This is a genomic window from Pseudomonas sp. HMSC067G02 (assembly GCF_001813485.1).
GTDB lineage: Bacteria > Pseudomonadota > Gammaproteobacteria > Pseudomonadales > Pseudomonadaceae > Pseudomonas > Pseudomonas aeruginosa.
In genome coordinates this window covers 95,675-112,677 of sequence record NZ_KV812720.1, presented here as the reverse complement: position 1 = coordinate 112,677, position 17,003 = coordinate 95,675, and the positions used below count along the sequence as shown (strand labels likewise).

Sequence of the window (17,003 nt, the reverse complement as noted above, 5' to 3'; positions counted from 1 at the left end):
AACATGAAACTGCTGATCGTCGAAGACGAACCGCGCATCGGCCAGTACCTGCGCCAGGGGCTCGCCGAGGCAGGCTTCGCCGTCGACCTGAGCGACGATGGCAACGAGGGCGAGCAACTGGCCCTGGGCGGCGACTACGACCTGCTGATCCTCGACGTCATGCTGCCCGGCCGTGACGGCTGGCAGATCCTGCGCAGCGTGCGCGACGCCGGGATGACCGTACCGGTGCTGTTCCTGACCGCCCGCGATGCCGTCGAGGACCGCGTGCGCGGCCTCGAACAAGGCGCCGACGATTACCTGGTGAAACCGTTCGCCTTCGTCGAACTGCTCGCCCGGGTGCGCACCCTGCTGCGCCGGGGCAGCCAGCAGTTGCAGGAGACCACCCTGCAACTGGCCGACCTCGAACTCGATTTGCTGCGCCGCCGGGTGCAACGCCAGGGCAAGCGGATCGACCTCACCGCCAAGGAGTTCGCCCTGCTCGAACTGCTGCTGCGGCGTAGCGGCGAGGTGCTGCCCAAGTCGCTGATCGCCTCGCAGGTCTGGGACATGAACTTCGACAGCGATACCAACGTCATCGAGGTGGCCATCCGCCGCCTGCGCGCCAAGGTCGACGACGACTACCCGCAGCGCCTGATCCATACCGTGCGCGGCATGGGCTACGTTCTCGAAGAGCGCGACGAATGAGCGGCGGTTTCGGCTCGCGGATGTCCCTCGGCGTCCGCCTGAGCCTGCTGTTCGCCGCCTGCACGGCGGCGGTCTCGCTGATCGCCGGGTTGATCTTCAGCAGGGCCATCGACGAGCATTTCGTCGAACTCGACCACCTGGCGATGTCCGCCAAGCTCGCGGTGTTTCGCGACGAACTGCGCGGCCTCGGCTCGGAACAGCAGATGCGCCGCCGCGAAGCGGAACTGCTGCGCGAACTGGCACGCCACCCCGACCTCGGCCTGCGCCTGAACGGCCCGGATGGCAACCTCTGGTTCGAGCGCCTGCCGCAGCCTGCGCATCCCGGCCTGCCCGCCAACCGCGAACTCGGCGCCCCGCTGGAGCCCGGCAACGACGCTTCGCCGCGACTTACCGTGATCCTCGACATCAGTCATCACCAGCACTTCCTGCAACGCATGCGCCAGTTGATCTGGCTGACCATGAGCCTGTCGGCGCTGGCCACGGCGCTGCTCGGCGCCTGGGCCACCGGCGCCAGCCTGGCGCCGCTGCGACGGATGCGCGAAGTCGCCGCGCGGGTTTCCGCCAACTCCCTCACCACCCGCCTCGACGCCAGCCGGATGCCAGAGGAGCTGCGCGGACTGGCCGGCGAGCTGAACGCCATGCTGGCGCGCCTGGAAGAAGCCTTCCAGCGCCTCTCGGCGTTCTCCGCCGACATCGCCCACGAGTTGCGCACCCCGCTCACCAGTCTGCTGACCCAGACCCAGGTGGTATTGTCCCGCCCACGCTCGCTGGAGGATTATCGCGAGGCCCTGCACGGCAACCTCGAGGAGCTGGAACGGCTCACCGCGATGGTCAACGACATGCTGTTGCTGGCCAAGGCCGACCACGGCCTGCTGGCGCCCAGCCGCCAGGCCCTGGACCTGGGCGCGGAAGTCGACTCGCTGCTGGAGTTCTACCAGCCGCTGGCGGAAGACCGCGACATCCGCCTGCTGCGCGAAGGCAGCCTGAGCCTGCCCGGCGACCGCGGCATGCTGCGGCGGGTGCTGGCCAACCTGCTGGACAACGCCCTGCGCTTCACCGCCGATGGCGGCGAGATACGTATCCGTCTCGGCGACCGACGCCTGAGCGTGGAGAACCAGGGTCCGGCGATTCCTCCCGAGCGCTTGCCGCGCCTGTTCGACCGGTTCTATCGTGCCGATCCGGCGCGCCGCGAAGGCCAGGGCGAACACGCCGGGCTCGGCCTGGCGATCTGCCGCTCCATCGTCCAGGCCCACGGCGGCGAGATCCGCTGCGAGTCTGCCGACGGCTGGACCCGTTTCGTCATCGATTTCGCTCGCCCGCGCCGATGAAACGCGAAGCCCCCATGACGGGGGCTTCTGTTTCATGCCTTCGAGCGTTTCATTGGCGCATGCCGCGCCCGCTCACCAGCAGCCTTACGCAGCCGAGATAGAGCACCGCGGTGGCCAGCAGCATGAAGCCGATGGCCACGCCGATGCGAATGTCGGAGACGCCGAGGATGCCGTAGCGGAAGGCGTTGACCATGTGCAGGATCGGGTTGGCCAGCGACACGGTCTGCCAGAACGGCGGCAGCAGGTTGATCGAGTAGAACACCCCGCCCAGGTAGGTCAGCGGCGTCAGCACGAAGGTCGGGATGATCGAGATGTCGTCGAAGTTGCGCGCGAACACCGCGTTGATGAAACCGCCCAGGGAGAAAATGGTCGCGGTAAGCACCACCACCAGTACCGTGATGCCCAGGTGGTGCACCTGCAGCTTGGTGAAGAACAGCGACAGCAGGGTCACGATCACCCCCACCGCCAGGCCGCGCAGCACGCCGCCGATGGTGTAGCCGAGGAGGATGGTGTGCGGCGACACCGGCGACACCAGCAGTTCCTCCACCGAGCGCTGGAACTTGCTGCCGAAGAAGCTCGACACCACGTTGCCGTAGGCGTTGGTGATCACCGACATCATGATCAGGCCGGGCACGATGTATTCCATGTAGGTGAAGCCGCCCATGTCGCCGATCTGCCGGCCGATCAAATTGCCGAAGATCACGAAGTACAGGACCATGGTGATCGCCGGCGGCAGCAGGGTCTGCGGCCAGATCCGGGTGAAGCGGCGCACCTCGCGGTAGACGATGGTGTTCAGGGCGACCAGGTTGGCGCTCAGCTCGCTGCTCATCGGGCGATCCTCGTCAGGTTCTTCTCCACCAGCGACACGAACAGCTCCTCCAGGCGATTGGTCTTGTTGCGCAGGCTCAGTACCTCGATGCCTTGTGCGCCCAACTGGGCGAACAGATCGTTGATGCCCTGGCTTTTCTCCACCTGCACTTCGAGGGTGTGATCGTCCACCAGCCGCGTCGGGTAGCCGTCGAGAGTCGGCGGCAGGGCCTGGACGTTCTTCAGGTCGAGCAGGAAGGTTTCCGAATGCAGGGTCATCAGCAGGTCGCGCATGCTGGTGTTCTGCACGATCTCGCCGTGGTCGATGATGGCGATGTTGCGGCAGAGCTGCTCCGCCTCTTCCAGGTAGTGGGTGGTGAGGATGATGCTGATGCCTTCCTGGTTGAGTTCGGTGAGGAAGCTCCACATCGAACGGCGCAGCTCGATGTCGACCCCGGCGGTGGGCTCGTCGAGGATCAGCAGGCGCGGCTGGTGGACCAGTGCGCGGGCGATCATCAGGCGCCGCTTCATGCCGCCGGAGAGCATCCGCGAGGCTTCGTTGCGCTTGTCCCACAGGCCCAGTTGGGTCAGGTAGCGCTCGGCGCGCTCCTTGGCGATCTTCGCCGGGATGCCGTAGTAGCCGGCCTGGGTCACGACGATGTCGAAGACCTTCTCGAACTGGTTGAAGTTGAACTCCTGCGGCACCACGCCAAGGCAACGCTTGAGGCCGGCCGGGTCCTTGTCGAGGTCGTGGCCGAACACCGAGACCGAACCGCTGGTCTTGTTCACCAGGGTCGAGAGAATCCCGATGGTGGTGGACTTGCCCGCGCCGTTGGGGCCGAGCAAGGCGAAGAAATCACCTTCGGCGACGTCCAGGTCGATGCCCTTGAGGGCCTGGAAACCGTTGCCGTAGGTTTTCGTCAATTGACGGATGGACAGGGCGGAACTCATTAGGCTTCCCGTGTCGGAAGGTGAAGAGGAAGAGCTAGATAAGGCTACGGGTAACAAAATGCAACAGTAGCCGGCTCAGGTCAGTTCGGTCATTACCGCGGTGCGGAACGCCGGGCGCTCGCGCAAGCGCAGGTACCAGGCCTCGAGGTGGGGCAGCGGCGGGCGCTCGATGGGCATCTCGAACCAGGCGTAGATGAAACAGCCCAGGGGAATGTCACCCATGCCGAAGCGTTCGCCGGACAGCCAGGGTTGGCCGGCCAGGGTCTGGTCCGGCACCCGCAGCAACTCGCCGCAGGCCTGCAGCGCCTTTGCGATCAGGGCCTCGTCGCGTTGCTCCGGCGGCGTACGCAGCGTTCCCCAGAACAGGTCGCGGAACGGCCCGGCGAGAGTCGAGGTGGTCCAGTCCATCCACTTGTCGGCGTCGGCGCGGCGCACCGGGTCCTGCGGATAGAGGTCGCCCGGCGCATAGCGGGCGGCCAGGTAGCGGACGATGGCGTTGGACTCCCAGAGGACGAAGCCGTCGTCCTCGATCACCGGCACCCGACCGTTCGGGTTCATCGCGCGGAACGCCGGCTCATCCACCAGGCCGAACGCCCCGCCGGCATCCACCGTCCGGTACTCCAGGCCAGCCTCCTCGGCGCACCACAGCGCCTTGCGCACATTGCTCGAGTTCTTCCGGCCCCAGATGGTCAACATACTCTGCGTTCCCTCTTCGGTTGATGCGGCGGATGGGTCGCCGGAGCGCCCGGACGACATGCCGCACCCTACCGAGGATGGACCGAAGAAGGAAGACGCGCCGGCTGATGGTGACTATCGACGCCCTTCATCTTGTCCGGCCTCGGCCTGGAAATCGCCGCCCAGGGCCAGCGGGCGGCCGGAGAACAGGTGCGGATAGTGCTGCTGCAGGTGAGAGAAGAACAGTTCCTCCGGCAGGTCGGCGAACTGGCCGTGATCGGCCAGGTATTCCATGTAGCGCTCGCCCTGGCGGTTGAACGGATGGAAGACGCTGTCGGCGACGCCGTCGAACTCCAGCGGAGCGACGTCGAAGGCGCGGCACAAGGCACGGTTGAACGCCGGGGTGGCCTTCACCCAGCGGCCCTCGAGGTACAGCTCGGTATAGCCGTGCATGGCGAACACCTCGCTGCGCAGCGCTTCCAGCAGGCGCGGCGTGGCCAGGTGGTTGCGCACGTCGGCCAGGCCGATCCGCGCCGGAATCCGGCAATGCCGGGCGCAGGCGGCGAGCAGGATGGCCTTGGGCACGCAATAGGACTCGCCCTGCTGCAGCGCGTGGCTGGCCTTCAGGGTCTGCGGATCGCGGCTGAACACGTAGGGGTTGTAGCGCACCCCGTCGCGTACCGCGTAGTACAGCGCGACCGCCTGGTCACGCGGTTTCGCCGAATTCCCCCGGGATTTTTCCGCGAACTCCACCACCACGGGGTGGTCACTATCCACGAAGCGGCCGGATTGTAGGTAGGACTGCATGGCGGGCTCCCGGCGGGCAATTTGTCCCAGTCTAAACGGGAAGTTTTCGCCTATAACGTGACAAACCGGCCAAGCTGACCGGCCCTGCCGCCAAACGGCGGCAAACGGGCTAAGCTCGAGACGCCGCCTGGCGTCTTCATGGAGGATTCCGCATGTTGTTGCTCTGGTTAGTCGTACTGGTACTCGGTGTCGCTTACCTCGCCCATCGGCGTACCCCACCCGCTCCCGCGCTCGGCATCAGCGCCGCCTACCTGATCCTGATGGGCGTGTTCAGCCACGCGCCCGGCTGGCTGCTGCTGGTCTTCTGGCTGCTCTGGCTGGCGGTGGCGCTTCCCCTCGCCCTGCCCGACCTGCGCCGGCGCGTGCTCAGCGGTCCGCTGTTCGCCTGGTTCCAGAAAGTCCTGCCGCCGATGTCCGACACCGAGCGCGAGGCCATCGAGGCGGGCACCGTGTGGTGGGATGGCGAATTGTTCAGCGGCCGCCCGGACTGGCAGAAACTGCTCGACTACCCCAAGGCGCAACTCACCGAAGAAGAGCAGGCCTTCGTCGACGGCCCGACCGAAGAACTCTGCGCCATGGTCAGCGACTGGGACATCGGCCAGCGCATGGACCTGCCGGAAGAAGCCTGGGCCTTCATCAAGCAGCACGGCTTCTTCGGCCTGATCATTCCCAAGGAGTACGGCGGCAAGGGCTTCTCCGCCTTCGCCCACTCGCAGGTAGTGATGAAGCTCGCCACCCGTAGCGGCGACCTGGCCTCGACGGTGATGGTGCCGAACTCCCTCGGCCCGGCCGAGCTGCTGCTCCACTACGGCACCGACGAGCAGCGCCAGCGCTACCTGCCGAGCCTGGCCAAGGGCGACGACATCCCCTGCTTCGCCCTCACCGGCCCCTACGCGGGCTCCGATGCCGGCGGCATGACCGACGTCGGCATCGTCTGCAAGGGCGAATGGGAAGGTCGCGAGGTGCTCGGCCTGCGCCTGACCTGGGAAAAGCGCTACATCACCCTCGGCCCGGTGGCCACCCTCCTCGGCCTGGCCTTCAAGTGCCACGACCCGGACCATTTGCTGGGCGACGAGGAGGACCTGGGCATCACCCTGGCGCTGATTCCCACCGACACCCCCGGGGTCGAGATCGGCCGCCGCCACGTGCCGCTGGGCGCCGCCTTCATGAACGGTCCGAACTCCGGCAAGGACGTGTTCGTGCCGCTGGAGTACATCATCGGCGGGCAGGAAATGATCGGCAAAGGCTGGATGATGCTAATGAACTGCCTGTCGGTCGGACGCTCCATCTCGCTGCCGGCGGTGGGCACCAGCGCTGGCAAGGCCAGCAGCTACGTCAGCGGTCGCTACGCTCAGGTCCGCGAGCAGTTCAACGTGCCGATCGCCGCCTTCGAAGGCATCCAGGAGGCGCTCGCCCGCATCGGCGGCAACGCCTGGCTAATGGACAGCGCGCGAATCCTCACCGCCAACGCGGTGGACCTCGGCGAGAAGCCCTCGGTGCTTTCGGCGATCCTCAAGTACCACCTCACCGAGCGCGGCCGCGAGTGCATCGCCCATGCCATGGACATCCATGGCGGCAAGGGCATCATCATGGGCCCGAACAACTACCTGGGTCGTTCCTGGCAGGGCGCGCCGATCTTCATCACGGTGGAAGGCGCGAACATCCTCTCGCGCAACCTGATGATCTTCGGCCAGGGCGCGATCCGTTGCCATCCGTACGTACTCAAGGAAATGGAACTGGCCCAGCGCGAGGACAAGGACCAGGCCGCCCGCGAGTTCGACGCGCTGCTGGTGAAGCACATCGGCTTCGCCGTCGGCAACGCCGCCAGCAGCTTCCTCCTCAGTCTCAGCTGCGGCCACCTCGGCAACGCGCCCGGCGACCGCATCAGCCGTCCCTACTTCCGCGCGCTGAACCGCCTGGCGGCGTCCTTCGCCCTGCTCGCCGACTTCAGCATGATGCTGCTGGGCGGCGAACTGAAGCGCAAGGAACGCCTCTCCGCGCGTCTCGGCGATGTCCTCAGCTATCTCTACCTGGGCTCGGCGGCGCTCAAGCGCTACCACGACCTGGGCAACCCGGACTACCTGCATCCGCTGCTGCGCTGGGCCATGGAGGAAAACCTCGGCAAGGCCGAGGCGGCGTTGGAGGACCTGCTGAACAACTTCCCCAGCCGCTTCTTCGGCTGCGCGCTGAAGGTCCTGGTACTGCCGTTCGGCCGCCGGCACAAAGGGCCGGGCGACGAACTGGACGCCGAGATCGCGGAAATCCTCGGCCGTCCGGACGACGACCCGGCGTTGCAGGCGATCCTCGCTGGCGCGTTCCTGCCGAAGGACCCGCAGGACCCGGTCGGTGCCCTCGCCCACGCCTTCGACGCGGTACGCGAAAGCGCCGCGCTGGAGAAAACCCTGCACAAGGCGATCAAGGAAGGCAGGGTCCAGCCGCAAGCGGGGCAGAACCCGATCGATGCCGGCGCCGCCGCCGGCGTGCTGAGCGCCGAGCAGGCGCAAGCCCTGCACCAGGCCGAAGCGGCACGGCGCAAGGTGATCGACGTCGACGACTTCGCCAAGGAGGAACTGCAACTGGCCGACGGCAGGATCCGCTGACACTCCGCGGCAAAGCGACGGTCGCAACCGACAAAGGCGCCTTCCGGCGCCTTTGTCGTCTTCACCCACCCAAACCCGGGCGATTGGCTAGAATCGACGGGCACATCCCTGACGTACGGGAGGCCATCATGCTCAAGCTATTTGCCACCGGCCTGGCAGCCTCGTTTCTCCTCCTGCCCCCGGCGCAGGCTGCACCGCCTGCGCCCTATGGCGTGCAGCCGCACCAGCAGGCGGTGCAGCGCGCTGGCGAACAGCGCCAACGCCAGCTCCAGGAACAGCGCCAGCGCTTCGACGAACAACGCCTGCAACTGCAGCAGGATCAACTGCAACGCCAGCAGCAGAACCTGCAGCGGCAACGGCAGCAGCGACAGATGCAGGACAACCTGATCCGCCAGCAGCAACTGGACCAGCAGCGCTGGCGCCTGGAGCAGGACCAGCGGCGCCTCGACAGCGAACGCCGGCAACTGGAAAACCGCCGGCGCCAGAGCCAGTCCCCGGCGATCCGCTGAAACTGGCCGGCGCCGCGAAACCCTTTATACTGCCCAGCTTTTTTCCAGAGGACCCGTCATGGCCAACTCCTACCTCGAGCACCACCTCGCCCTGCTCCAGCACCTGCGCAACATCCTCGGCGCCCTGGGCGAGGCCGAGCAGGTGCCGGAAGAAAACCACGGGCTGTTCCTCGAGCGTTTCGACGAACTGATGGACGAACTGCCGCGCGACCCGGAAGGCGCCCAATACCTCGGCCAGGACCTGATCTCCCAGGTCTTCCACCGCTATCCGCAGATCGCCCACCTGGTACCGCGCGACCTGCTGTGGTTCTTCGGCGGCGATTGCCTGCACTTCATGCCGGACGAAGAGATCGACCTGTTCCAGCGCCTCGACGAGCGCCGCTACGAAGCCGAAGAGCGCGGCGAAACGTTCGACTGGAACCGCGAAAAGCAGTTGCTCGCGCTGCCCGAGGACAGCCCGCGGCACTGAGCCCGCCACGGCCACCGGCCGTCCCGCCCCGACCGCCATCCGTGCGCTCGGGGCCGCCTCCCGCCAGCCCAAACCTCGCTACCCTTTCCGAATAAAAAACGGACCGCCCGCCCGATTGCCGGAGCGCGCCGAGTCCGTACCTAGCAGTTCTGCCGGGTAGCCGGAGCTTCACACCCCTTCGCCGCACACGTCCCCACTGATTGCTCTGCAGCGAGCATGTCGTACCTCGCCGGAGCTGCCGATCAATCTGGCGAAGGCGCAGGCATGCACTCGAACGAGTCAACGGAAGACCGCTGTTCACGCCACTACACCCTGCTGCAACGGTGCCCGCTGCTGCACGGGCTGCCCGATCTGCTGCGGCACGTGGCGACCCATGCGTCGGAGCGCCGGTTGCGCGACAAGGACGTCCTGTTCCTCAAGCACGACCCTGAAGACTTCATCGGCCTGGTCCTCGGCGGACACCTCTATACCGTGCTCTACGGGCCGGACGGGCGGGAGCTGATCGTCAATGATATCCGTCCTGGCGAAGTGATCGGGGAAACCGCGCTGATCCAGCCGAACCGCCGCGAGACCTCTGCCTACGCCTCCGGCGCGGCGTCGGTGCTGATCCTCCACCGACGTCACTTCGCCCCGTTGATCGCCGACACGGAATTCCTCAACCGCGCGCTGGCCCTCCTCTGTTCGCGCCTGCGCGAAGCCTCCGGTTTCGTCGAGAGGGTCTGCCTGCATCGCCTGGAGTCGCGCCTGGCGCGCCATCTCCTGGCCAGCCTGGCGAGCGAACAACCCGAGGGAGCCTGCGCGACGCTACCGACCAACCAGAGCATCCTAGCAGCGATGCTCAACGCCAGCCGGCCGAAGCTCAACGCGCAACTGCAAATATGGAAACGCGAAGGGCTGATCAGCTGCCGCAACGACCGGATCCTGATCAACGACCTCGGTCGCCTGCGACGCAAGGCCGAACTACCAGCCGCGCCCCTGTCACCCAGGTAACAGCCTCGCCCACCGCCCGCCTCACAGACTGCTCGCCGACACGAGCAACCAGGGAGGTAGCGGTTATGGATCGTCCGAATCAGCCAGGCGGCAACGAAACCGGTTCCGATCGCCTGTTCGAGGAAAGCTGGCGTGCCGCGCAGGCTGGCCTGCGCAAACGCGCACAACGCCTTGCGCGCGGCAACAGCCATCGGGCCGAAGAATGGCTGTCGAGCACCGCGGTCAAGGCGCTGCTGTTCCTGCGCCAGTCACCGGAGCGGGTACGCGACCCCCAGGGCTTCCTGTTCCTGGTCCTGGAACACGTCTACCTGGACAGCGCGCGCCACCAGATCCGCGAGGACCGCCTCATCGACCGCGGCATCGACCTGCACGATGGCCAGTTGGAGCGCTTCGCCGCCGTCGGCTCGCCGCTGGAACGCCTGGAGCAGCTGGAACGTCTCGACCAGGTGGACAAGGCCCTGGCCTCGCTGTCGCGCCAACAGCAGCAGCTCTTCGAACTGCGCTTCATCGAGGAACTGCCCTATGCCGACATCGCCAGCCAGCTCGGCATAGCCCCGCCGCTGGTGCGCAAGCGCGTGCAGTTGCTGCGCTCGCGGCTGAGCGCCGACTTTTTCGCCGGCGACGTTTCACAAGACAGACGCAGCCGCGTTCATTCCTGACAAGCGAGTCGAGGCCCGTGCGACCGGCCCCCTGCCCGACGAGCACCTGCCCATTCAAGGAGAGTCCCATGGCTGACCCCACGGCTGTGAATGCCCAGATCACCGATGCCGTCACCCAGACCAACGTCAAGGTGGTCGCCGAAGCCCCGGCCCAGGCCATCGCCGCGCTCTACCAGATCGCCAGCCATTCCGCCGGCCTGTCCCTGCAGAACGCAGTCTACAGCCAGCAGGCCCTGAACCAGATCTCCACCGCGGTGGTTTCCAAGGCGGTGTCGATGATCATGGCGATAGAAGACAAGAAAGGTATCTGACCCGCCCCTTGATCCCAGGAGTGCCCAGACATGTTCGGCTTCGGCAAGAAATCCGCGCCCGCGCCCGCGCCATCCGGCGACAGCGAGCAAGCCGCCGCCCCCGGCGAGGCCGGCCGGCAGACGCCAGCCAGCGGCGGCAGGGCGTCCGCCAACGGCGACGTGAAGCTACCGTCGCGCCCTTCGCCGCTGGCCGGCATGAGCGAGCGCCTGCTCAAGCAGACCGAGGCGCCGCCGCCGGACACCAGCGCCCTGAACAGTCAAGTCGTGCAGGCGGTGCAGATGAGCAACAGCGAAACCGCCGGCTATGCGCCGTCGCAGATCGCCATCGCGCCGAACATGATGATCAGCCAGGCCTCCGGGCTGGTGGCGCAATCCGCCGCCAGCTACTTCGACGGAGTCAGCAAGATCGCCCTGGCCAGCCAGGCGATCCTGCTCCGGCAGATGACCCAGAACATCGCCGAAAACAAGCTGGCCCAGGCTGCCGAGGACGCGCTCGGCGCCCTTGCCACCGACCTGCTGATGGGCGCTGCCGCCGCGGTAGCCGCGGCGGCCGGGGCGATCGAGGCGGAATCGGCCAGCTTCGCCATCGACAAGATCGACCAGAGCATCGCCAAGTACAGCGAGACCCTCGCCAGTCGCGGCGGCAAGGACACCCAATCGTAGCCACCACCGGCGGGGCCGGCGGCGTCCGGCCCTGGCACAGGAGAGCCGTCATGGCCTATTTCAAGCTGGAAGAACCGGTCAGGTTCCATCGCTATCCCTTCGACTTCCATAGTCACTTCGCCGGCATCCTGCCGGTGGAAAGCAACAGCCGCTGGACGCGCGACCGCCGGGTCTTCCGCGTCGGCGAGCGGCAGGTGAGCCTGGAGAAAGGCCAGGAGCTTTCCCTGATCGGGCTGCTGATGAGTGCCCGCGGCGTCGCCCCGGACGTCGACGGCAAGGCGCTGGAGGAGGCTCGCCAGGCCGCGCACTATGAGCTGTTCGAACTGGCTCTGCAGCGGATGGTCAGGCGCAATCCGTTCGCCGCGACCGACCGTCAGGGCTACCTGCGCGGCGAATGCGCGGCGGAGAACATCTATCTCGCCTGCCTCATCCTGGCGCAACGTTTTGGCCGGAGCTCGCCGCCAGCGGCCATCGACCAGCCAGCGATCTACCTCGGCACCCTGGAACTGCTCGGTGCGAGCGCGGTTCGCGACAGCGAGACGGACCAGTTCGTCCGCTACTTCAACCGCAAGATCTGGAGCGGCAACAAGTACACGCCGTTCGACGACGCCTACTGGGCCCGCGGCGCCATCCGCGATCGCCATCCGGGCGAATTCGCCTGCCTGACGCTGGGGTTCCTCCTCCACGAAGGAATCAGCCATACCCAGACGGCGACGGGGGAAGACGAGGTGGCCGTCCTCGATTCCCTGTTCGAACAATTCAACGCCTCCGAGAAGACCGCCTACCGCCTGCTCGCCCACACCGCGCATGGCTATGCCAGCGAAGCCGCCTTCGATGCCGAGCTGCACAGGATCCTCCGTCATTTCGAAATACAGCAGGGGCAGCCACCGCAGGCCCGGCTGGTCGGCATCGACCTGCTCGGCATGGAGACCGCTACCGGCCTGTACCGACAGTTCTTCGACTTCCTCCTCGGACAGGCCGCGGTGTTTCGCCGCTACCTGGACGGCAAGCCGGAAACCCGCAAGGTGGTCCTGCACATCCATTGTGGAGAGGGGACCGGGGTGTCCGACGACAACCGGTCGCTGTGCGGTTACTTCCTGCGCAACGCCAACGCGCTGGACGATTTCTACGCAGCGCTCTCCGCCTATGCCTGGAAGTGCTATGGCAACACCATCCGCCAGGGCAAGGCGCGGCTACGCGAACGGGAGAACCTGCAGGACCGTGACAAGGCGCCCAGCGCCCTCGCCGGCCTTTTCGACGAACTGTTTTTCGGCAACAGCCTGACCGCCTCTGGCCTGCGGCTACGCCGCTTCGACATCACCAGCGGGACTACCCAGGCCCTGGTCGCCTACTACGCCCGCACCAACGTCGTGAACCTCTGCCAGGCGCTGGCCAGCCGCGACGCCGACGGCAACAGCTACTACCGCCGCCTGCTGGAGAGCGATCTGTTCAGCCTGCGCATCGGCCATGCCTACTACTACCGCAACTATCTGGCCAGCAAGTTCCCCGAGCTGTGCTTCGACACCAACCTGGGAAGCAATTTCATTACCGGCGCCTCCGGCCTCTTCGACTCGCTGCAGGAATACCGCCTGAACCGTGGCCTGCGCCATCTCGATGGATACGTCGGCACCGACCAGCTCAAGGAACTCAGTCTGGCCATCGCCTACCAGGGCGAACAGCGCCTGGACCCACAACAGATGCAGTACGTCCATGCCCTGGCGGAAAGCCAGAGCGGCTTCGACGAACTGGGCGAACACCTCCCGGGTACACCCGGCTGGGCGAAACCCGCGCTGGAACAGTTCTTCGCAAGTCAGTGCGCGCTCTACCGCTCCGAGGAGGATCGCTACTTCCAGTTCGAAGCCTACCGGCGCCTCTTCGCCCAGGTCCTCAACTGGCGCTCCTATCTGCTGGGCGCCGACGGCCAGGGTGTCGAGCACTCCAACGTACAGGACGAAGCGATCCGCATGGCGCTCTTGCTCAACTATGCCGCCGCGGACCGCCACGGCCGGGTTCCGGCCGCTTCGCTGGAGAATGCCCAACGCCTGCTGGTGCAACTGGGCAGCGCCTACTGGGAGGAAACCATCGGCGCCGTCGACTTGGCCGGCGCGCCCCATCGGGACCGAGAGCTGCAGCGCTTCGAAGGATTCGCCGCCCCCTCCTCGGTCGTGCGCATCTCCACCCGCAGCAGTTGAGGAGCGACCGATGAGCGCCTACGCACGCTACATCAGACGCCGCGCGCTCGCCGCCGCGGACCGCCCGGCGCAGCGTTCGCCGGACGCCAGCGAGGAGGCACGGGACCAACCGCACCCCAGCAGGCCGGCGAGCGGAAAGCGCCTGCTGGAAATATCGGACAGCGATGCGGCCAAGCTCTTGGCCGTGCTGAAACTGCTCGGATGAGCACCCACCCCAGGAGAAGCGTCATGAAGGAAGAACTCGAAACCCTCGTCACCCAGGTCAAGGCACTCCTCACCGAATGCCTGCAAGGCTGGCTCCAGGCCCTGTCCCAGGGAGACAGCGTGGACGACCCGGCCAGCCTTGGACAGTTGGCGGTGCAGTTAAGCACCGCCTACAGCACCCTGCAGGCCGCTGCCGCCGCCTACCCCGGCGATACCGGCGGCAGCGCGCAGGCCCCCTCGGCGGACGGCACGCAGCAGTACTGAAGCCTCGCCACGACACCCCGCGCACCGCGCGTCTATCGCAGAGGAGTCCGCGCATGTCGATCTCGGAAGAATTGGGAAGGAATCTGGTCCAGCTGGCGCAACGCTGGCTGAAACGCCCCCTCACCAGCGAAGAACACGAGCAGTTGAGACAGTTCCAGCTCGGCCTCGGCAACGACGCCAGCAGCGATCCGGCCGTGCACGCGCGACAGCAGGCCGAACAGGTGATCGAGAACGGCCGGCAGCGTTCCGAAGGCTCCATCCGCCAGATCCTGCAGAACGTCCAGCAGGCCTCGACCCAGGCCCTCCGCGCCCAGGACAGCGGCGAGCAGGCGATTCTCGAGGCGGTCAATGCCGCCGGCAGCCTGGCCGAACTGCGTCCCGGCCACCTGCAGAGCGGCCAGGCAAGCGCCAACCAGTTGGTGATGTCGCAGATTGCCGACCGCCTGGCCAACCTAGTGAAGAGCGAGGTACGCCTGTGCTTCGAGCAGAACTTCGGCTCGCTCAAGCAGCAACTGGAGAACGCTATCGCCATCTTCAACCAGAGCAACCACAACACGTCCGCACCGCCGCCGGACAAGCCCGACCCGCCCGCCGCATGAGACCGCACCGACAAGCGCCCCGCCTCGCGGGGCGCTTGCATTTTCGCCGCCCGCCAGGCCTGGCGCCGACGGATTCACAACTCCCTGGCTGGAGCGTTCATCAAGACAGCACGACATGAGCCGTGCCGTTCACTCACAGGGAGTCACATCATGAGTTTTCCGACCGCAGTCAACGACCAGATCACCGATGCCGTCACCCAGTCCAACGTCAAGGTCGTCGGTGAGGCGCCAGCCATGGCGCTGGGCACCATCTACCAGACCATGGCCCACTCCACCGGGATTCTCTTCGAGAACGCGGTGAGCGCCCAGCAACAGCAGAACGCCCTGGCCCTGGCCGCCTCCAACATGGGCGTGATGCAGATCTACAGCCTCGACACCGCCGCCGATGCCGGAGCCACCGAGAAAGTCGGCCAGTTGGGCGTGGCCGACAACCTCACCAGCCTGCTGACCGTACTGAAATCCTTCACCTGAGCCTGACCCGCCGGGTCCAAGCAATCGCCGTACATCCTTCGCAATGATTCAGGAGAATCACCATGAGCTTCCCAACCGCAGTAAACAACCAGATCACCGATGCCGTCACCCAGTCCAACGTCAAGGTGATCGGTGAAGCCCCGGCCATGGCGCTGGGCTCGATCTTCCAGACCATGGCCCACTCCACCGGCATCCTGTTCGAGAATTCGGTAGCTGCCCAGCAACAGCAGAACGCCCTGGCCCTGGCCGCTTCCAACATGGGCGTGATGCAGATCTACAGTCTGGATACCAGCGCCGCCGGCGGCGCCACCGAGAAGATCGGCCAGCTGGGCGTGGCCGACAACCTCACCAGCCTGCTGACGGTGCTCAAAGCGCTGCCCTGATCGCCGCCGTCGCTACACCAGAGAAGGCCACTCCACGAGTGGCCTTTTTCGTCTCGACGATCGAGCGAGCAGATGCGGCGGGACAGCGGCCTGCCGAGGGGAACATGGGGGGAATCGGGAAAAGCACCAGGGCGGTGCGGATCGCAGAAACGAAAAAAGGGCCCGAAGGCCCTTTTCTCTTCGACCCAGGCCGAAACCTGGATCATGTTTGGAGCGGGAAACGAGTCATGCACTAGAGCGCTAAGTCTCTGTTTCCCAATCACTTTCTCCACTGTGGTGATCAGCGAAGAACTCAATTATAGCCTTGTTTTTCGCCCTCGGCAACAAAGTTCATCCAACCACTTCCACCAGCGTCCAAGGATGATCCATCCACCCGTCGTTACGCCTGATGCGTCCAGCTGCTGAGCGGGTTCGCTATCGAACTCCAACTTGCGACGATCATGACTTGCGCTCGCTCCGCAGGCAGCGCGGGGTGGTGTCGCGTGGACTACCTGGCACCTGGACGGCTGTAGGACACAACCGCCGGCATCGGAACACCGCAAGTACTCATCTTTACATCGCTGCGGCTAACTTCGCCGGAGCGCAACGCGGCGCCAGTGTAGTGGCAGCCAGCCTCAACGAAGGCGTGCAGCAATCCGGTTCATCTGCTCGATCTCCGCGCGCTGGCCATCGGAAATCGCTTGGCATAGGTTGACGAGTTCCGGATCTGAGAGCTGCGCCTCGCGGCACATGAGGATCGCTCCCGAATGGTGCGGGACCATAGACGCGATGAACTGTCGATCGCCGATTCCGGTTTGAGCACGGGTAGCGGCAAAAGAACCGAGTGTGAGAACGGCAAACAAGCCGTACAGCACGAGATTGAGCCGCCGGTTTGGAAACATGCCGGGCATTGTCGCTAGCATGAAGATGCCCATTGGCGCCCACATAGTGACCGCCATGTAGAGCATGTTGAGATTGTTTCTGAAGTCCCTGGCGCCGTCGATCATGCTGAACATTACGAAGTACATGACGACGAGGCCCAACACCATGTTCACCCAGAACTTGGCGTATGGTCGGCCGTGCTTACCCATCTGACCGGATGTGTGATGTTGATGTTCATGGGAATGTTCAGCCATCTCCGTCTCCTATGTGCTGGGGCAACCTGGCAGGGTCACTGGTACTGCGGCAGATACTTTGTCGATATATCAGCATGTGGAGCGATGCATCACTAACCGCTGATTTCCAGTCCCCAACTGGACGTAGGGGCGTCGAACGCTTCAACTCGCTGGTCTTGAACCGTCTGGATATCAGACCATACCAAATCGGTCTTGATGGGCTTTGCGCCACCTATGACGCTGGTACCGTGAGCGCCAATATCGAGCTTGCGTCCTCATCGCTCGATGGGCCGGCAACTCATCGATTCTTGCATATCAAGCAAGACAAGGCCACCTGCGGCGG

General features: G+C 65.5%; 20 protein-coding genes. 15 read left to right on the top strand and 5 right to left on the bottom strand.

Annotated features, from left to right (window positions below):
• Positions 1-3 precede the first annotated feature (3 nt).
• Both HMPREF2914_RS26160 and HMPREF2914_RS26155 read left to right on the top strand, forming a co-directional pair.
• Positions 4-684: a heavy metal response regulator transcription factor gene (locus HMPREF2914_RS26160; RefSeq protein ID WP_003098784.1), complete on the top strand. Its 681-nt coding sequence runs from the start codon at positions 4-6 to the stop codon at positions 682-684.
• Entirely contained in the window at positions 681-2,012 is a 1,332-nt protein-coding gene (locus HMPREF2914_RS26155; protein WP_023091620.1) for a sensor histidine kinase, read from the top strand. Before HMPREF2914_RS26160 ends, HMPREF2914_RS26155 begins: the two co-directional genes overlap by 4 nt.
• A 49-nt stretch (positions 2,013-2,061) precedes the next feature.
• Here the strand turns inward: HMPREF2914_RS26155 and HMPREF2914_RS26150 are convergent, their stop codons facing one another.
• From HMPREF2914_RS26150 to HMPREF2914_RS26135, 4 genes are all read right to left on the bottom strand, one after another.
• Complete coding sequence (locus HMPREF2914_RS26150) at positions 2,062-2,841, bottom strand: ABC transporter permease (RefSeq protein ID WP_003119886.1); 780 nt, start codon at positions 2,839-2,841, stop codon at positions 2,062-2,064.
• Positions 2,838-3,770, bottom strand: coding sequence for an ABC transporter ATP-binding protein (locus tag HMPREF2914_RS26145; protein ID WP_003090885.1), 933 nt, complete (start codon positions 3,768-3,770; stop codon positions 2,838-2,840). Before HMPREF2914_RS26145 ends, HMPREF2914_RS26150 begins: the two co-directional genes overlap by 4 nt.
• A gap of 75 nt (positions 3,771-3,845) precedes the next feature.
• Positions 3,846-4,466 carry a glutathione S-transferase family protein gene (locus tag HMPREF2914_RS26140; protein ID WP_023091619.1) on the bottom strand — a complete coding sequence of 207 codons (621 nt, stop codon included), beginning with the start codon at positions 4,464-4,466 and terminating at the stop codon, positions 3,846-3,848.
• 114 nt (positions 4,467-4,580) lie between these two features.
• Positions 4,581-5,252, bottom strand: coding sequence for a transglutaminase-like domain-containing protein (locus HMPREF2914_RS26135; RefSeq protein WP_003119884.1), 672 nt, complete (start codon positions 5,250-5,252; stop codon positions 4,581-4,583).
• Between the two features lie 152 nt (positions 5,253-5,404).
• On the opposite strand from HMPREF2914_RS26135, the gene HMPREF2914_RS26130 reads away from it, so the two are divergent.
• The 13 genes from HMPREF2914_RS26130 (at position 5,405) to HMPREF2914_RS26070 (ending at position 15,566) form a co-directional block, all read left to right on the top strand.
• Entirely contained in the window at positions 5,405-7,852 is a 2,448-nt protein-coding gene (locus tag HMPREF2914_RS26130) for an acyl-CoA dehydrogenase (RefSeq protein ID WP_003108955.1), read from the top strand.
• A gap of 128 nt (positions 7,853-7,980) precedes the next feature.
• Positions 7,981-8,361 carry a PA2816 family glutamine-rich protein gene (locus HMPREF2914_RS26125; protein WP_003090889.1) on the top strand — a complete coding sequence of 127 codons (381 nt, stop codon included), beginning with the start codon at positions 7,981-7,983 and terminating at the stop codon, positions 8,359-8,361.
• Positions 8,362-8,419: 58 nt separating this feature from the next.
• Entirely contained in the window at positions 8,420-8,830 is a 411-nt protein-coding gene (locus HMPREF2914_RS26120; RefSeq protein WP_003090890.1) for a PA2817 family protein, read from the top strand.
• Between the two features lie 264 nt (positions 8,831-9,094).
• Positions 9,095-9,820: a Crp/Fnr family transcriptional regulator gene (locus tag HMPREF2914_RS26115; RefSeq protein WP_003108957.1), complete on the top strand. Its 726-nt coding sequence runs from the start codon at positions 9,095-9,097 to the stop codon at positions 9,818-9,820.
• Positions 9,821-9,885: 65 nt separating this feature from the next.
• Positions 9,886-10,479 (top strand): RNA polymerase sigma factor, encoded by a 594-nt coding sequence (locus tag HMPREF2914_RS26110; RefSeq protein WP_003090892.1) that lies wholly within the window; start codon positions 9,886-9,888, stop codon positions 10,477-10,479.
• 68 nt (positions 10,480-10,547) lie between these two features.
• On the top strand, positions 10,548-10,790 hold the full coding sequence (locus HMPREF2914_RS26105) for a RebB family R body protein (RefSeq protein WP_003090893.1): 243 nt from the start codon (positions 10,548-10,550) through the stop codon (positions 10,788-10,790).
• Positions 10,791-10,820: 30 nt separating this feature from the next.
• Positions 10,821-11,453 carry a hypothetical protein gene (locus tag HMPREF2914_RS26100; protein ID WP_003108962.1) on the top strand — a complete coding sequence of 211 codons (633 nt, stop codon included), beginning with the start codon at positions 10,821-10,823 and terminating at the stop codon, positions 11,451-11,453.
• Positions 11,454-11,503: 50 nt separating this feature from the next.
• On the top strand, positions 11,504-13,645 hold the full coding sequence (locus tag HMPREF2914_RS26095) for a hypothetical protein (protein WP_023091618.1): 2,142 nt from the start codon (positions 11,504-11,506) through the stop codon (positions 13,643-13,645).
• Positions 13,646-13,655: 10 nt separating this feature from the next.
• Entirely contained in the window at positions 13,656-13,850 is a 195-nt protein-coding gene (locus HMPREF2914_RS26090; protein ID WP_021264258.1) for a hypothetical protein, read from the top strand.
• Between the two features lie 23 nt (positions 13,851-13,873).
• Complete coding sequence (locus tag HMPREF2914_RS26085) at positions 13,874-14,113, top strand: hypothetical protein (protein ID WP_003116567.1); 240 nt, start codon at positions 13,874-13,876, stop codon at positions 14,111-14,113.
• Between the two features lie 53 nt (positions 14,114-14,166).
• Entirely contained in the window at positions 14,167-14,712 is a 546-nt protein-coding gene (locus HMPREF2914_RS26080) for a hypothetical protein (protein ID WP_003090901.1), read from the top strand.
• Positions 14,713-14,862: 150 nt separating this feature from the next.
• On the top strand, positions 14,863-15,183 hold the full coding sequence (locus HMPREF2914_RS26075) for a RebB family R body protein (protein WP_003108980.1): 321 nt from the start codon (positions 14,863-14,865) through the stop codon (positions 15,181-15,183).
• Between the two features lie 62 nt (positions 15,184-15,245).
• A complete protein-coding gene (locus HMPREF2914_RS26070) occupies positions 15,246-15,566 on the top strand; it encodes a RebB family R body protein (RefSeq protein WP_003108983.1) in 321 nt (106 codons plus the stop codon).
• Between the two features lie 614 nt (positions 15,567-16,180).
• On the opposite strand, the gene HMPREF2914_RS26065 is transcribed toward HMPREF2914_RS26070, so the two are convergent.
• Positions 16,181-16,681: a DUF305 domain-containing protein gene (locus tag HMPREF2914_RS26065; protein ID WP_003098996.1), complete on the bottom strand. Its 501-nt coding sequence runs from the start codon at positions 16,679-16,681 to the stop codon at positions 16,181-16,183.
• Between the last annotated feature and the right edge of the window lie 322 nt (positions 16,682-17,003).

Excerpts from the sequence above, each read along its gene's own strand:
- HMPREF2914_RS26160 (WP_003098784.1), top strand. The coding sequence starts at position 4 with ATGAAACTGCTGATCGTCGAAGACGAACCGCGCATCGGCCAGTACCTG.
- HMPREF2914_RS26155 (WP_023091620.1), top strand. The coding sequence starts at position 681 with ATGAGCGGCGGTTTCGGCTCGCGGATGTCCCTCGGCGTCCGCCTGAGC.
- HMPREF2914_RS26150 (WP_003119886.1), bottom strand. The coding sequence starts at position 2,841 with ATGAGCAGCGAGCTGAGCGCCAACCTGGTCGCCCTGAACACCATCGTC.
- HMPREF2914_RS26145 (WP_003090885.1), bottom strand. The coding sequence starts at position 3,770 with ATGAGTTCCGCCCTGTCCATCCGTCAATTGACGAAAACCTACGGCAAC.
- HMPREF2914_RS26140 (WP_023091619.1), bottom strand. The coding sequence starts at position 4,466 with ATGTTGACCATCTGGGGCCGGAAGAACTCGAGCAATGTGCGCAAGGCG.
- HMPREF2914_RS26135 (WP_003119884.1), bottom strand. The coding sequence starts at position 5,252 with ATGCAGTCCTACCTACAATCCGGCCGCTTCGTGGATAGTGACCACCCC.
- HMPREF2914_RS26130 (WP_003108955.1), top strand. The coding sequence starts at position 5,405 with ATGTTGTTGCTCTGGTTAGTCGTACTGGTACTCGGTGTCGCTTACCTC.
- HMPREF2914_RS26125 (WP_003090889.1), top strand. The coding sequence starts at position 7,981 with ATGCTCAAGCTATTTGCCACCGGCCTGGCAGCCTCGTTTCTCCTCCTG.
- HMPREF2914_RS26120 (WP_003090890.1), top strand. The coding sequence starts at position 8,420 with ATGGCCAACTCCTACCTCGAGCACCACCTCGCCCTGCTCCAGCACCTG.
- HMPREF2914_RS26115 (WP_003108957.1), top strand. The coding sequence starts at position 9,095 with ATGCACTCGAACGAGTCAACGGAAGACCGCTGTTCACGCCACTACACC.
- HMPREF2914_RS26110 (WP_003090892.1), top strand. The coding sequence starts at position 9,886 with ATGGATCGTCCGAATCAGCCAGGCGGCAACGAAACCGGTTCCGATCGC.
- HMPREF2914_RS26105 (WP_003090893.1), top strand. The coding sequence starts at position 10,548 with ATGGCTGACCCCACGGCTGTGAATGCCCAGATCACCGATGCCGTCACC.
- HMPREF2914_RS26100 (WP_003108962.1), top strand. The coding sequence starts at position 10,821 with ATGTTCGGCTTCGGCAAGAAATCCGCGCCCGCGCCCGCGCCATCCGGC.
- HMPREF2914_RS26095 (WP_023091618.1), top strand. The coding sequence starts at position 11,504 with ATGGCCTATTTCAAGCTGGAAGAACCGGTCAGGTTCCATCGCTATCCC.
- HMPREF2914_RS26090 (WP_021264258.1), top strand. The coding sequence starts at position 13,656 with ATGAGCGCCTACGCACGCTACATCAGACGCCGCGCGCTCGCCGCCGCG.
- HMPREF2914_RS26085 (WP_003116567.1), top strand. The coding sequence starts at position 13,874 with ATGAAGGAAGAACTCGAAACCCTCGTCACCCAGGTCAAGGCACTCCTC.
- HMPREF2914_RS26080 (WP_003090901.1), top strand. The coding sequence starts at position 14,167 with ATGTCGATCTCGGAAGAATTGGGAAGGAATCTGGTCCAGCTGGCGCAA.
- HMPREF2914_RS26075 (WP_003108980.1), top strand. The coding sequence starts at position 14,863 with ATGAGTTTTCCGACCGCAGTCAACGACCAGATCACCGATGCCGTCACC.
- HMPREF2914_RS26070 (WP_003108983.1), top strand. The coding sequence starts at position 15,246 with ATGAGCTTCCCAACCGCAGTAAACAACCAGATCACCGATGCCGTCACC.
- HMPREF2914_RS26065 (WP_003098996.1), bottom strand. The coding sequence starts at position 16,681 with ATGGCTGAACATTCCCATGAACATCAACATCACACATCCGGTCAGATG.